This is a genomic window from Achromobacter marplatensis, from assembly GCF_002209535.1.
GTDB lineage: Bacteria > Pseudomonadota > Gammaproteobacteria > Burkholderiales > Burkholderiaceae_B > Achromobacter > Achromobacter marplatensis.
The window spans coordinates 169,956-184,945 of sequence record NZ_NJIG01000008.1 but is presented as its reverse complement, the minus strand read 5'-3'; the positions used below and the strand labels follow the sequence as shown (position 1 = coordinate 184,945).

At 64.7% G+C, this 14,990-nt stretch carries 12 protein-coding genes; 9 read left to right on the top strand and 3 right to left on the bottom strand.

From position 1 onward, the window contains the following. Nucleotides 1-16: 16 nt before the first annotated feature. From dapD to CEY09_RS20285, 8 genes are all read left to right on the top strand, one after another. On the top strand, nucleotides 17-838 hold the full coding sequence (gene dapD / locus CEY09_RS20320; protein WP_088590045.1) for a 2,3,4,5-tetrahydropyridine-2,6-dicarboxylate N-succinyltransferase: 822 nt from the start codon (nucleotides 17-19) through the stop codon (nucleotides 836-838). After that, nucleotides 838-1,995 (top strand): succinyl-diaminopimelate desuccinylase, encoded by a 1,158-nt coding sequence (dapE, locus tag CEY09_RS20315; RefSeq protein ID WP_006227942.1) that lies wholly within the window; start codon nucleotides 838-840, stop codon nucleotides 1,993-1,995. Before dapD ends, dapE begins: the two co-directional genes overlap by 1 nt. Nucleotides 1,996-2,076: 81 nt before the next feature. Then, nucleotides 2,077-2,973 carry a 50S ribosomal protein L3 N(5)-glutamine methyltransferase gene (gene prmB / locus CEY09_RS20310; protein WP_006227941.1) on the top strand — a complete coding sequence of 299 codons (897 nt, stop codon included), beginning with the start codon at nucleotides 2,077-2,079 and terminating at the stop codon, nucleotides 2,971-2,973. Continuing rightward, the gene (locus CEY09_RS20305) at nucleotides 2,970-4,904 is read left to right on the top strand and encodes an ABC-F family ATP-binding cassette domain-containing protein (RefSeq protein WP_088590044.1); all 1,935 of its coding nucleotides are present in this window, start codon (nucleotides 2,970-2,972) and stop codon (nucleotides 4,902-4,904) included. Before prmB ends, CEY09_RS20305 begins: the two co-directional genes overlap by 4 nt. Nucleotides 4,905-5,027: 123 nt before the next feature. Further along, nucleotides 5,028-5,516 carry an RNA polymerase sigma factor gene (locus CEY09_RS20300; protein ID WP_088590043.1) on the top strand — a complete coding sequence of 163 codons (489 nt, stop codon included), beginning with the start codon at nucleotides 5,028-5,030 and terminating at the stop codon, nucleotides 5,514-5,516. Next, a complete protein-coding gene (locus CEY09_RS20295) occupies nucleotides 5,516-6,436 on the top strand; it encodes a FecR family protein (RefSeq protein WP_088590042.1) in 921 nt (306 codons plus the stop codon). The genes CEY09_RS20300 and CEY09_RS20295 overlap by 1 nt, the downstream gene beginning before the upstream one ends. Nucleotides 6,437-6,558: 122 nt before the next feature. Continuing rightward, entirely contained in the window at nucleotides 6,559-9,183 is a 2,625-nt protein-coding gene (locus CEY09_RS20290) for a TonB-dependent receptor (RefSeq protein ID WP_088590041.1), read from the top strand. Between the two features lie 98 nt (nucleotides 9,184-9,281). Next, nucleotides 9,282-10,373 (top strand): cytochrome-c peroxidase, encoded by a 1,092-nt coding sequence (locus tag CEY09_RS20285; RefSeq protein ID WP_088590040.1) that lies wholly within the window; start codon nucleotides 9,282-9,284, stop codon nucleotides 10,371-10,373. A 42-nt stretch (nucleotides 10,374-10,415) separates the two neighbouring features. On the opposite strand, the gene CEY09_RS20280 is transcribed toward CEY09_RS20285, so the two are convergent. From CEY09_RS20280 to CEY09_RS20270, 3 genes are read right to left on the bottom strand one after another with little or no spacing between them, the layout of a single operon-like run. Continuing rightward, nucleotides 10,416-10,721, bottom strand: coding sequence for a chorismate mutase (locus CEY09_RS20280; RefSeq protein ID WP_006227935.1), 306 nt, complete (start codon nucleotides 10,719-10,721; stop codon nucleotides 10,416-10,418). 3 nt (nucleotides 10,722-10,724) lie between these two features. Beyond that, nucleotides 10,725-13,019, bottom strand: coding sequence for a UvrD-helicase domain-containing protein (locus CEY09_RS20275; protein WP_006227934.1), 2,295 nt, complete (start codon nucleotides 13,017-13,019; stop codon nucleotides 10,725-10,727). After that, entirely contained in the window at nucleotides 13,016-14,224 is a 1,209-nt protein-coding gene (locus CEY09_RS20270; RefSeq protein WP_006227933.1) for a DesA family fatty acid desaturase, read from the bottom strand. Before CEY09_RS20270 ends, CEY09_RS20275 begins: the two co-directional genes overlap by 4 nt. Nucleotides 14,225-14,584: 360 nt before the next feature. On the opposite strand from CEY09_RS20270, the gene CEY09_RS20265 reads away from it, so the two are divergent. Beyond that, nucleotides 14,585-14,980 carry a hypothetical protein gene (locus CEY09_RS20265; RefSeq protein ID WP_088590039.1) on the top strand — a complete coding sequence of 132 codons (396 nt, stop codon included), beginning with the start codon at nucleotides 14,585-14,587 and terminating at the stop codon, nucleotides 14,978-14,980. Nucleotides 14,981-14,990 lie beyond the last annotated feature (10 nt).

The window sequence follows — 14,990 nt, the reverse complement described above, 5'->3', positions numbered from 1 at the left end:
AAAAAGCTGAGCCGCTATGACTCTCGACCTGCAGACCACCATCGAAAAAGCCTGGGACGACCGGGCCAACCTGTCGCCCGCCGACGCCAGCGCCGAGGTGCGCGAAGCGGTGGAACACACCATCGACGGCCTGGATCTGGGCCGCTTGCGCGTGGCCGAGAAAATCAATGACGACTGGGTGGTCCACCAGTGGATCAAGAAGGCCGTGCTGCTGTCGTTCCGCCTGAGCGAAAACGCCATCATGGGCCAGGCGCCCCTGCAGTTCTACGACAAGGTGCCGCTCAAGTTCTCGGAATACGGCGACAACGCCTTCACGCAAGGCGGCTACCGCGTGGTGCCGCCCGCCGTCGCCCGCCGCGGCGCCTTCATTGGCCGCAACGTGGTGCTGATGCCCTCCTACGTGAACATCGGCGCCTACGTCGATGAAGGCACGATGGTCGACACCTGGGCCACCGTCGGTTCGTGCGCCCAGATCGGCAAGAACGTCCACCTGTCCGGCGGCGTCGGCATCGGCGGCGTGCTGGAACCGCTGCAAGCCAACCCCACCATCATCGAAGACAACTGCTTCATCGGCGCCCGTTCGGAAGTCGTGGAAGGCGTGGTCGTGGAAGAGAACTCGGTGCTGGCCATGGGCGTGTTCCTGTCGCAAAGCACCAAGATTTTTGACCGCGCCACCGGCAAGATCACCTACGGCCGCGTGCCGTCGGGTTCGGTCGTGGTTCCCGGTTCGCTGCCGTCGGCCGACGGTTCGCATAGCCTGGCGTGCGCCGTCATCGTCAAGCGTGTCGACGCGCAAACGCGCGCCAAGACCAGCATCAATGATCTGCTGAGGGCGTAATGAGCAGCACGACCGCACGGCCGCCCGAAGCCGTATTGGATCTGGTCAAGGACCTGATCGCCCGCCCCTCGGTTACGCCGGCGGATGAAGACTGCCAGGCGGCGCTTGCCGCCCGGCTGGAACGCATCGGCTTCACATGCGAGACCATCGCCCAAGGCGGCGTCACCAACCTGTGGGCCCGGCGCGGCAGCGCCGCGCCGCTGACCGTGTTCGCCGGGCACACGGACGTGGTGCCTCCGGGTCCGCGCGAAAAGTGGGAGAGCGATCCGTTCGTTCCCACCGAACGCGACGGCTGGCTGTACGGTCGTGGGGCGGCCGACATGAAGAGTTCGATCGCTGCCTTCGTGGTGGCGGCCGAGGAATTCGTGGCGGCCCACCCGCAACACGGCGGTTCGATCGCATTGCTGATCACGTCCGACGAAGAAGGGCCGTCGATTGACGGCACCGCCATCGTCTGCGACGCGCTGAAAGCGCGCGGCGAACAGCTGGACTACTGCATCGTCGGCGAGCCGACCTCGGGCGACGTGCTGGGCGATACCTGCAAGAACGGGCGCCGCGGCTCCCTGTCGGGCAAGTTGACGGTCAAGGGCATCCAGGGCCACGTGGCTTACCCGCATCTGGCTCGCAACCCGGTGCACCAGCTGTCTCCGGCGCTGGCGGAAATCGTCGGCATCGAATGGGACAAGGGCAACGAGTACTTCCCGCCCACGACGTTTCAGGTGTCGAACCTGAATTCGGGCACGGGCGCCACCAACGTGGTGCCGGGCGAAGCCGTGGCGCTGTTCAACTTTCGGTTCTCGACGGCCAGCACCCCGGAAAGCCTGAAGGCACGCGTGCATGCGGTGCTGGACAAGCACGGCCTGGAATACGACCTGGACTGGGAATTGGGCGGCGAGCCGTTCCTGACCCCGCGCGGTTCGCTGACGGATGCGCTGGTGCAGGCGATTCACGCTGAAACCGGCGTGACCGCCGAGCTTTCCACCACCGGCGGCACGTCCGACGGCCGTTTCATCGCCAAGATCTGTCCGCAAGTGATTGAGTTCGGCCCCGGCAACGCCACGATCCACAAGGTCAACGAGCGTATCGAAGTGGCTTCGCTGGAACCGCTCAAGAACATCTATCGGCGCACGCTGGAAAACCTCCTGCTGTCCAAATAAGTCCCAGCCCCCCAAAAGGGGGGCTTTTTCCCCTTGGAATAGCCCTGCGGGGAAACGCCCGGTTGGGATAAAGGTCTAACTATGTATCAATCTGCCCGCCAAGAACTGCTGACCCTGCGTGACCTTATCCGTTATGGGGTGTCGCGTCTGAACAGCGCCCAGGTGGCGCTGGGACACGGCAGCGACAACGCCTGGGACGAGGCGGTCTACCTGACGCTGCACGCCCTGCACTTGCCGCTGGACACGCTGGAACCGTTCCTGGACGCCCGCGTGGTGCGCGAAGAGCGCGACCGCGTGCTGGACCTGCTGGAACGCCGAGTGACCGAGCGGGTGCCCGCCGCCTACCTCACCAACGAGGCCTGGTTGCGTGGCCATCGTTTCTACGTGGACAAGCGCGTCATCGTGCCGCGCTCGCCCATCGCCGAACTGCTGGACCAGGGCTTGTCGCCGTGGGTGCAGGACGCGCTGGCGGTGGAAAACGTGCTGGACATGTGCACCGGTTCCGGCTGCCTGGCCATCCTGTCGGCCCTGGCCTTCCCCTACGCCCACGTGGACGCGGTGGACGTGTCGGCCGACGCGCTGGAAGTCGCCCGCCGCAACGTGGACGACTACGGCCTGCAAGACCGGCTGGACCTGCACGAAAGCAATCTGTTCGACAGCCTGCCGGCACGCCAGTACGACGTCATCATCTGCAATCCGCCTTATGTGAACAGCGGATCCATGGACGTGCTGCCGCAGGAATACCGTCACGAACCGCACCTGGCCCTGGCCGGCGGCGAAGACGGCATGGATCTGGTGCGGCGCATTCTGGCGGCGGCTCCCCAGTACCTGACGCAAGACGGCGTGATCGTGCTGGAGATCGGCCACGAACGCGACTTCTTCGAAGCCGCCTTCCCGCAGCTATCCCCCGTGTGGCTGGATACGGAAGAGGCATCGGACCAGCTTCTGCTGCTTACCCGAGAGCAACTTACCCTGTGATACGCGCTACTGGATTGACCCTGCGCCGCGGCACGAAAGTGCTGTTGGACGGCGCTGAATTCGTTGTTCATCCGGGCGAACGCGTCGGCATCGTGGGCAAGAACGGCGCAGGCAAGTCCTCGCTGTTCGCCCTGCTGACGGGCGCCCTGGACCTGGACGCCGGCACCGTGAATTTGCCCGTCGGCTGGCGCATCGCCAGCGTCAAGCAGGAACTGGATGCCGACGACCGCCCCGCCCGTGAATTCGTCATCGACGGCGACACGCACCTGCGCGAATTGCAGGCGCGCCGCGCTACGCTGACGGACGACCAGGGCACGCAGATTGCAGAAGTCGAGGCGGCGCTGGTGGAAGCCGGCGCCTGGAGCGCGGCCTCGCGCGCCGAACAGCTGTTGGCCGGCCTGGGCTTCAAGCCGAACGAGTGGATGCAGCCGGTAGAGAGCTTTTCCGGCGGCTGGCGCATGCGCCTGGCTCTGGCTAGCGCGCTGATGGCGCCGTCCGAATTGCTGCTGCTGGACGAACCCACGAACCACCTGGATCTGGACGCGATGCTGTGGCTGGAGAAATGGCTGGCCGCCTATCCGGGCACCGTCATGCTGATCTCCCACGACACCGAATTCCTGGATGCGGTGGCCAAGTCGATCCTGCACTTCGACCACGCCAAGCTGGTGCGTTACCGTGGCGGCTATGGCGACTTCCTGACGCAACGCGCCGAGCGCCTGCGCCAGACCAATATCGCCTACGAACGCCAGACCCGCGAGACGGCTCGCCTGCAAGGCTTCATTGACCGATTCAAAGCCAAGGCGTCCAAGGCCAAGCAGGCGCAAAGCCGCGTCAAGGCGCTGGCCCGCATGCAGGTGCTGGCGCCCTTGCATGCCGAAGCGGGCATCGACATCCGCATCCCGTCGCCCGACCAGGTGCCGGACCCCTTGCTGACGCTGGAACACCTGTCCGCCGGGTACACGGACGCAGCGGGTAATGCCGTTCCCATCCTGCGCGATGTAACCCTGATGGTGCGTGCCGGCAGCCGCGTCGGCGTGCTGGGCGCCAACGGCGCAGGCAAGAGCACGCTGATCAAGACGCTGGCCGAAGAGATTCCCGTGCAGGCGGGCGAACGCCGCGCCTCGCGCGGACTGGCCATCGGCTACTTCCACCAGCATCAGCTGGACATGCTGGACGTGGACAGCACGCCCATCGCGCATCTGGCCCGTCTGGCGCCGGAGACCCGCGAGCAAGAACTGCGCAACTACCTGGGCGGCTTCGGTTTTTCGGGCGACACGGTCACCAGCAAGGTCGGGCCAATGTCGGGCGGCGAGAAGGCGCGGCTGGCGCTGTCGCTGATCGTCTGGCAAAAGCCCAACCTGCTGCTGCTGGACGAACCCAGCAACCACTTGGACGTTGAGACCCGCGAAGCCCTCGCCGCCGCGTTGGCCGACTTCGGGGGCAGCATGCTGTTGGTGTCGCACGATCGGCACCTGCTGCGCACCACCGTGGACAGTTTCTGGATCGTGGCGGACGGCGCAGTACGCGAGTTCGACGGTGACCTTGAGGACTACCGCGATTGGCTGGCGGCCCGCAATGCCGGAGAACGTGCCGAAGCGGCACGCGAAAGCGCCGAAGGCGGCGAACCCGTCGTGGACCGCAAGGCGCAACGCCGGGCCGAAGCCGAGCAGCGGCAACGCCTGTCCGCCCTGCGCAAGCCGCTGGAAGCCAAGCTGGCCAAAGTCGAATCCGAAATGGAAAAGCTGCGGACCAAGCTCCACGCGCTGGACGCCGTCATCGCCGACCCGGACCTGTATTCGGACGCGCGCCGCGCGGAACGCCAGAAGGTCATGGCCGAACACGGCGAACATGGCAAACGCATCGACGAGCTTGAAGAGCAATGGCTTGAGATCCAGGGTTCCCTGGAAGAAATCGACCAGAGCGAAGCCTAGCGTGACGCTTGAGCGGCGGGCCGGTCCTGCTGCTCAAGCCTCCGCCCTTACCTATTAATAATAACCATTATCATTTATACTTCGTCGCGAAATTGACTCCATCTGGCGCCGGGCGCCAGCGACATGTCTACGCTTACGGACGTATTTCTCCGCCACTACCGCGAACTGCTTGGCTTTCTCTCGATGCGCACCGGCTCACGCGACGTGGCCCAGGACTGCGCACAGGACACCTGGATCAAGCTGGCGGAATTCAACGACCGCACCCGCCCCGACAATGATCGGGCATACGTATTCCGGGTGGCGGCAAACATCGCGACCGATTGGCACCGTCGCCGCACGCGCGAGCTCTCTGCCACCGCCGACTACGCGGCGGCGCTGCCCGTGGCGTATGCCGCCGACACCTTCGACGTAGCTTCCGCCCACCAGACCCTGCGCCGCCTGGAATCCGCCCTGCTCGCCCAGCCCCGCCGCAGCCTGGACGTCTTCGTGCTGCACCGCCACGAAGGCCTGACCTACGGCGCCATCGCCGAGCGCTTCGCGATATCCGTCAGCGCCGTTGAAAAGCACATGATGCGCATCCTGCTGGCCTGCGACCTGGCGCTGGCCGGCTGATGGCCACGCGCGTTCGCCCGCCCGACCCCGTTGAAGAAGCCTCGCGCTGGGTCATCCGCCAGAGCGGCCAGCGGCTGGACGACGCGGCCCATGCCGAGTTCGAAGCCTGGTATCAGGCCGATGCCCGGCACGCGGCCGCGTATGACCGCTTGTCGCGCCTGTGGCGCCGCATGGGCGAGATCGATCGCGGCAAGCTTGCCAACCGGCCTGCCCGCAAGCTGCGCGCCACCGCCCTGCTGGCGCTGCTGACGGCCGCATTCGCCGGCTGGTTCGGGTCCACGGACCTTCCGCAGGCCGACTACAGGGCCGATGCGAGGGTACGCCACATCACGTTGCCGGATGGCTCGGCGGTGGTGCTGGATGCGCACGGCGCGCTGGCGCTGGACTACGCCAACGGCCGTCGCCAGGTTCGCTTGCTGGCCGGACGCGCCCAGTTCGAACCGACGCCGCGACAACCCGGCATGGCGCCGTTCGCCGTGATCACGCGCGAGGCCTCCGCCACTGCGCTGGGCACGCGCTTCACGGTGGAACTGGGCCAGGACGACACTCGCGTCGCGGTGCAGGAGCACCAGGTTGCCGTGCGCTGCCTGCCGTGCGCAGACGATCAAGGCCTGACCTTATCCGCCGGCGAAACGGTGCAGGTGACGCCCGCAGGCGTCAAACGCGAAGCCGAGGCCGGCACGGCGTCGCCCGGTTGGACGCGAGGCCTGCTCAGCTTCGACGACGTGCCGCTGCAGACCGCGGCGGATGCGCTGGCGCGCTACAGCGCCAAGCACATCCTGGCGATTGGTGAAACGGCCAAGGCGCAACGCGTGTCAGGCACCGCGCTCGTCGCCGACCCGCAACGGGCATTGGAACTGCTGCTGGCGCAGACCCCCGTGCGCGTGACTGACTTGCCGGGTTTGCTGATCTTGCGATGAAGGCATTCGGCCCGAACTCAATCGGTAAATGAGAATCGATATAAATTATTCATGGCCATACTGATGAGGGGTTTGGGCAGTGCCGACGTCCTACGGCTGACATTACTGCTTAGGACTTACGCATGTCTTCCCGCATTTCCACGCGCCGCCTCCGCGCCGCAACCATCGCGTTGAGCGCAGCGCTGGCGCTAGCCAACCCGGCGCTGAGCCAGACCCGCGCCACACCGGTTGCCTTCGACATCCCCGCCCAGCCGCTGGGAAGCGCCTTGCTGGCCCTGGGGCAGCAGGCCAATCTGGAGGTGTCGTTCGTGCCGGCCGCTGTCGCGGGAAAATCGGCGCCCGCGTTGCGGGGCACCTTGTCGCCGCTGGACGCGCTGGATCAGTTGCTGCGCGGGTCAGGCCTGGCGCTACGCGGCGACGGCCCTGGCCGCTACATCATCTACGTCGACAAGACGAACCAGTTTTCCGCGCTGCGCCTGGACGCGGTGAAGGTGTACGGCGAACACAGCGATGAACGCGTCTATACCCAAGAAGAGATCGCCACCACGCCTACGGCCAACCAGGACCTGACGTCGCTGGTGGCCACCCACCCCGCGGTGCGCACGAATGCCCCGGCCAATGGTTCGACGAACCGCGGCTCGATGAATGTGGAGGACATTTCCTTCCACGGTTCCAGCCCCTATCAGAACCTGTTCCAGATCGACGGGATGGACGCGACCAACCGCGTCGACCCGGCCAGCAAGAACCTGAACCTGCAGATCGCCAACATTCCCAGCAACTCGCAGTCCTATTTCGTCGATACCAATCTATTGGGCGAGGTCCGAGTGATGGACAGCTTTGTGCCTGTGGAATATGGGCGCTTCACCGGCGGCGTGGTGGACGCGCGGCTGCGCCGGCCATCTGGCGAAAACCATCTGCAACTGGACTACCGCTGGAACACGTCGAAGATGACCCAGCAGAAAATCGCCGAAGGCGACGAGACCGGCTGGGGCCAGGGCAAGCCGGGGTTCTCTCCGGAATGGAAGAAGCGTTTCTACACCGCCATCGGCGACATCGCCATCAATGACAAGACGGGCGCGGTGCTGAGCATGTCGCGTCGCGAATCCAGCATCCGGCGCTGGAACATGGGCGTGGATGGCGACCAGCCCACTCAGGGCGAAGACAACTACGACGACCGCATCGACAACTTCCTGGGCAAGTTCACGGTGCGGGCCACGGCGGACACCATTTCCGACCTGACGCTGAAGTACAGCGACCGCCGCGAGACGCTTTCAAGCGACACGTTCCGGGACACGCAATGGGACAACACGCATGCCGCGCGCGGCGTGGGCTGGAACCTGGATCACGCATTCCAGGGGGGCCGCGCCTCGGTGCAGGCGGGTTGGGACAATGCGCTTAGCAACCGCTCGTCTGACGCAACATCGCTGGTCACGCACAAATTTCCGTCGATCCCGCAATACGTGACGGGGGGCTTTGGAAAAGAGCAAAAGGAACAGGACTCCTGGACGCTGAAGGGCCGCATCGACTTCGACCCGCTCCGCACCGGCGCCTTCACCCATACTCCGTATGCCGGGGTCGACCTGCAACGCGTCGACGTGAATTTCGAACGTTTCAGCGACGCCTATTCGTACATTGCCACGCATGCCCCCAACGGCGTTGAACGCCACGCCAGCAAGGTGCACTATCTGCGCGGAACCGTCGAAACGAAATACAACGCCGCCTCCGTCTATCTGTCGGATCGGGTGGAGCTGGGTCGCGTAGCCTTGACCGGCGCCTTGCGCTATGACCGCGAAACCTTCCTGGGCAACACCAACGTGTCGCCGCGCACCCGACTGGACTGGGATGCGTTCGGCGACGGCAACACCGTGGTCAGCGGCGGCTGGGCCCGCTACTACGGTTCGGATGTGCTGAACATTGCGCTGGAAGAACGCGTCAACACGCTGCGGCGCCAGGTGCTGGACCGCTACGGCAATCCGGTGGCGGACGGATCCAAGCCCTATTACGCCTCCTATGAGGGCCTGCGCACTCCTTACGACGACGAATGGGCGCTGTCGGTCAGGCAGCGGATGGGCGGCCTGGAAGGGCTGGCGGCCTATGTGCACCGCAACGGGCGCGATCAGGTCAGCAAGAGCGGCGACAGCATTCAGGGCTACCGCTACCTCAACAACGGCAAATCCACCACGGACACCATCAGCCTGTCGCTGCGGACGCTGACGCCATGGCGCCTGATGGATACCCGCTGGACGGCACGTGCCGACTGGAGCTACCAGAAGCGCAAGGTCAACGCGGATCTGGTCGAAGGCTATGAAGGCGATGCGCGCGACCCGGACGAATACATCTTGTACGACGGCGAGCGCATGCGCGCCATCGACCGTCCGCCCGTCTCGTTCTACCAACCCCAAAAAGCCTCGTTGTCGCTGACCGGCATCTGGCCCAAAGGCGGGCTGACCTGGGACAACAGCATCCAGTGGCGCAGTTCGCGCATGTCGTCCGTCTACGTGGGATACGGGCCGCGTCCCGAGTCACTGCAAAGCTACCGCAGCGCCCGGCTGGCGTCGTACTGGACCTGGGACACCCGTCTGATCTGGGAGCCCACCTTCGCGCGCAACGTCGCTTTCACGCTGGATGTCCTGAACGTGTTGAACAAGACGCCGGCCATCACCGCCTCCAACCCCAATCTGGCGATCAACCGAAACACCTATCAAGTCGGCCGCGAGATCTGGGTGCAAGCCAGCTACCGCTTCTGATGCGCCGCGCATACCTACGCCGCGGCCTTCAAGCGGCGGCCGCCGCCCTCACCCTCGCCCTTGCTGCCGGTTCCGCCATCCCGGCCGAGCCGCCTGGGATGACCACGGCGGTAGCCTGCCACGAAGCAGGCGCCTGGAACATGGCTTGCCTGCGCGACCGTTATGCCGGGCCCCTAGGCCAGTGGCCCGCCCCCGCCGTTGATCCCGGCATCACATGGACGGAATGGGCCACGGTGCCTCCGGTGGACGCGCCGCCGCTGACCTGGATGGCCGCGAATGCCGGCCGTCCTGAACTGGCGCGGGACGTGCAACAACCCGACGTCGTGGCGCTGGGCCAGATGCTGTTCTTCGATGCGCACTTGTCCCGCAAGGGGCAGGTCTCTTGCGCGTCCTGCCATATGCCGCAGCGCGCCTTTACCGACGGCCGGCCGCTGGCCGTCGGCGAAGACCGGCTGATGGGCAGGCGCCGGTCACCCTCGCTGCTGGCTGCGCCCTTCGCGCCACGCCTGTTCTGGGACGGACGCGCCGACACGCTGAAAGCGCAGGTGCTGGGCCCGGTCCAGGACAGCCGCGAGATGAACCATGACCTGGGAAGCGCCATCGCACGGCTGCAGGCCCTGCCGCCCTACCCTCAGCAATTCCTGAAGGCTTTCGGGCCGGCGGCGGGCAATGCCATTGACGCCGACCGGCTTGCCCGTGCGCTGGCCGCCTACGTCGCCACGCTTCGCCCCCAGCCAACGCGATTCGACGCTTTCCTCGCAGGAGACCCGGGCGCATTGAACGACAAGGAACTGCTGGGCATGCATCTGTTCCGCACCCAGGCCCGCTGCATGAACTGCCACAGCGGCGCGCTATTGACGGACCATCAGTTCCACAATATCGGCCTGTCGTTCTATGGGCGGCGCAACCAGGATCTGGGGCGCTTCGAAATCACCCGCGATCCGGCCGACCTGGGCACATTCCGTACGCCCAGTCTGCGCAATGTCTCGCTGGCAGGGCCGTGGATGCACAACGGCCTGTTCGCGGACCTGAAGGGGTTGCTGCGGATGTACAACGTGGGCATGGGCCGGGAGGCCGCCCCCGCGGATCCCCCAGACCCTTATGCGCCGCGCAAGTCCGAACACATCCGGCCGCTGGATCTCAGCGCGGACGACATCGACGCCTTGCTGGCGTTCATGAAGGTCTTGTAGGGAAAGGGGAAGGCGGCGCCCCAAGGCGCCGCCAGCCTGGCATTACGAGTACGGGCGCTCGCGCAGGCGGGTGTGATGGTCGACCACGGTGTCGATCACTTCGCGCAGGATGGTCTCAGCCAAGGCAGGCGGCACGCCCGCCTCTTCGGCCAGGCGACGGATGCGCTCCACCTGCTGGGATTCCCGCTGGGGATCCACCAGGTCCATGCCATGGTTGGTCTTCAGTTCGCCGATCATGTCGGTGCAACGGAAGCGCACACCCAGCAGCAGCATGATCTGCTGATCAATTTCATCGACCTCGGCGCGCAGCGACGCCAACTCGGCTTTCGGGGAATCGGTGTTGGCCATTTTTCAACCCTGAACAATATCAAGCTTGGCGATGCCCAGCGCCAAGGTCTTGGCGCCGACGTCGCGGAACTGGATCTCTGCCTGCGCGTCTTGTCCTGCGCCGCTCAAGCCAATAATCGTGCCGTCGCCGAACCGCGCGTGACGCACGCCCTGACCCACACGATACTGCTTGTCGCCCACCGTGACACCGCTTGCCACGCCGCGCGGTTGACGCGGCGCAATGGTGTTGGTGGCCTTGCGTCCAAAAGCGTCGCCGCGATTGCCCCCGCCCCAGCCAGCGCCCGTGCTGCTGACCGGCGCCAGGCCAGCCTTGGGCGACAGCCACTTCAGGTGCTCTTCGGGAATCTCGTCCAGGAAGCGCGAGCGCATGGCGTAGCGCGTCTGGCCATGCAGCATCCGGCTTTGGGCCAGGCTGATGTACAGGCGCTGCCGCGCGCGGGTGATCGCCACATACATCAGGCGGCGCTCTTCTTCCAGCCCGGACTGTTCCAGGATGCTGTTCTCGTGCGGGAACAGCCCCTCTTCCAGGCCGGTAATGAAGACCGCGTCGAATTCCAGGCCCTTGGCCGCGTGCACCGTCATCAGTTGCACGGCGTCCTGGCCTTGCTGGGCCTGGTTGTCGCCGGCTTCCAGCGCCGCGTGCGACAGGAACCCTGCCAGCGGCGTCAGGCCGTCGGAGGCCACGATGGGCGCGTCGACCACGCCCGGCATCAGCGTCGACGAGGTGGCCTGCTCAGGCACCACGCCGGCGGGCATGCCGTCGTAGTTCTCTTCGGAAGCGAACACAGCCGCGGCCGTGATCAGTTCGTTCAAGTTTTCCAGGCGTTCGGCGCCTTCGCGTTCGGCCTTGTAATGGGCGTTCAGGCCGCTGGCCTCAAGCATGTGCTCGACCATTTCCGGCAACGGCAGATCGCGCGTTTCTTCGATCAGGCGATGAATCAGCTGCGCGAATTGGGCCAGGTTGGACCCGCCCTTGCCGCCCACCAACGCCACCGCCGCATACAGGCTGGTGTCGTGCGCGCGGGCCGCGTCGGCCAGTTGTTCCAGCGTACGCGCGCCAATGCCGCGCGTCGGGAAGTTGACGACCCGCATCCACGACGTGTCGTCGTTGGGGTTGGCCATCAACCGCAGGTACGCCAGCGCGTGCTTGATTTCCTGGCGCTCGAAAAAGCGCAGGCCGCCGTAGACCTTGTAGGGAATGCCGGCCGAGAAGATGGCGTGCTCCAGCACGCGCGATTGCGCGTTGCTGCGATATAGCACGGCGATCTCGCGGCGCAGGCTGCCGTCATGGATCAGCGAACGGATTTCGTCCACGATCCATTGGGCTTCCATGCCGTCGGAAGGCTGCTCGATGACGCGCACCGGTTCACCTTCGCCCTGGTCGGTCCACAGGTTCTTACCGAGGCGGCCGTTGTTATGGCCGATCAGCGCATTGGCGGAATCCAGGATGTGGCCGAACGAACGGTAATTCTGTTCCAGCCGGATCACGGTGCCATGCGCGTAGTCGCGCTCGAAGTCGGACATGTTGCCGACGTTGGCGCCGCGGAAGGCATAGATGGACTGGTCATCGTCGCCCACGGCGAAGATGGCCGCGCCGCCGCCTGCCAACAGGCGCAGCCACTTGTATTGCAGCGTGTTGGTGTCCTGGAACTCGTCGACCAGGATGTGGCGGAAACGGCGTTGGTAGTGTTCGCGAACCGGCGCGTTGCGCGACAGCAGTTCGTAGGCACGCAGCAGCAGCTCAGCGAAGTCGACCACGCCTTCGCGCTGGCACTGGGCTTCGTAAAGCTGGTAGATCTCGATCAGGCGGCGGCGATGGGCGTCATAGGCTTCGACGTCCTGCGGACGCAGGCCTTCTTCCTTGGCGCCGTTGATGAAGCGCTGCACATCGCGCGGCGGGTACTTTTCGTCGTCAACGCCATTGGCCTTCATCAGGCGCTTGATGGCGGCAAGCTGATCAGTGACGTCCAGGATCTGGAAGCTTTGCGGCAAGCCGGCATCGCGGTGATGCGCGCGCAGCATGCGATTGCACAAGCCGTGGAACGTCCCGATCCAGAGACCGCGGGTGTCGATCGGCAAGATCGCCGACATGCGCGCCAGCATTTCGCGGGCGGCCTTATTGGTGAACGTGACCGCCAGAAGCCCAAAAGGCGAAGCCTGGCCGGTTTGAATCAGCCAGGCCATGCGGGTAGTGAGTACCCGGGTCTTCCCGCTGCCCGCCCCGGCCAAGACCAGGGCGTGCTGCGGTTCTAACGTTACTGCGGCGCGTTGTTCAGGGTTGAGCTTCTCTAGCATCATGCCGCGTAGCGGCGCAGATGTTGAGCAAACTGCTCGAGCCCGGCGATGCCGCTTTGCTGGGCGCGCTGGCACCAGGCCTGCAAGTCATGAAGGAGCTGTTCACTGCTGGCGCTGGAGCTTTCCCAGATGCGGCCGAGTTCGCGGCGCATTTGCACCAGGGTCGCGAGCGACTTGTTCTGGGCGATGGCCTTGTCCACGGCGGCAAGCTGTTCAGGCTGGAGGATGTCCTCGTTGCGGTGGATGGCGCGGCGCACTTGATGCAGCTTGGTATAGCCGCATTCGGCGTTGCCTTCCTGGCGCGAAGCCTTCAACTTGCTCAGTTCTTCGCGGGCAGCGCTCTTGATCACGTCCGCATAGCGGGCCATGACTTCGTAGCGGTGCGTGATCACGCCTTGCAGCGTACGCAGGTCGATGCCCGTGCGGGTGTCATCCAGCTTCAGCTTGGGCGCAACCTTCTTGATCTTGGCCAGGCCGAAGAACTTCAGGATGTTGATGTAGCACCAGCCGATGTCGAATTCGTACCACTTGGCCGAGAACTTGGCCGACGTGCCGTGGGCGTGGTGGTTGTTGTGCAGTTCTTCGCCGCCAATCACGATGCCCCACGGGAACACGTTGGTGCTGGTGTCCGGGCTGTTGTAGTTGCGGTAGCCCCAGTAGTGGCCGATGCCGTTGACGACGCCAGCCGCCCAGAAGGGAATCCAGGCCATTTGCACAGCCCACACCGTCACGCCGATGGCGCCGAACAGGGCGACGTCGATGGCCAGCATGGACAGCACGCCCCACAAGCTGTGCTTGCTGTAGACGTTGCGTTCGAGCCAGTCGTCAGGCGTGCCGTGGCCGAACTTGGCCATGGTTTCATTGTTGTTCGATTCTTCGCGATACAGCTCCGCACCGCGGAACAGCACCTTCCAGATGCCGAACAGCATGGGCGAGTGAGGATCGCCTTCCTTTTCGCACTTGGCGTGATGCTTGCGGTGAATGGCGACCCATTCCTTGGTGACCATGCCGGTCGTCATCCAGAGCCAGAAACGGAAGAAGTGCATGACAGCCGGATGCAAATCCAGACCGCGGTGCGCTTGGCTGCGATGGAGAAAAACCGTGACCGCAACAATCGTGATGTGCGTCACGACAAGGGTGAATACGACGACCTGCCACCAAGTGGCTTGGGTCAGACCGCCGGCAATGAAGGAGAGGATGTAATCCATAAAGCTGTTATGAGCCTCGCTTGAGAAGTGCCTGAAGTTTAGCTTACCTTTGTCTTCTTATGACAAGGGAGTTTCAAAATAGTTTTTGAGCGAAATCAAGGACTAAGCCCCGATTTTAGAGCACAAAAGCCCTCTCTCGCGGCCATTTCGGGCAATCGCGAGGCCGAGCCTTGCGGACATCCGGCGCGTGGGGCCGTCTACCCCATGAAAGTGGGGGGTATTCGCAATGGCACTAGGTTTTGGCTACATTTCGCTACTAAAGTTCCTGTCAGCAAGGGGATTTCGTCTTGAGGACGCCACGTTCCCGGCGCACACTCGCCGCCCTTACCCCCTGACCAAATTGTCTCTTTTGCCCCACTGATGTTGCCGAAAACAATCCGACCCTATTTATTTGCGGCCCTGTCGACGCTGGCCATTGCGTTCGCCGCGCCCGCCCCCGCCCAGACGATGAAGTCGGGCGACGTCGTCGTACTGGCCTCGTATTACGAGATCCGCGGGTCGGATTGCCTGGCGCTGCGGGCGCCGCGCGTGCAGATCACGCAGAGCCCGAAGCTGGGCAAGGCCAGCATCATGCAGACGCGCGGCCAGTCCAGCGATTCGGGGCGTTGCGCCTATCGGCCGGTGGCGGTCTCGCAGGTGGTCTACCAGGCGGACCAGCCGGGCGCCGACACCCTGGCCTGGGAAGTGAAATACCAGAACAAGACGCTGGGCACCCGCCGATTCAGCGCGACAGTCGGCGTCACGCCGGCTCCCTGAGCCGGCGCGA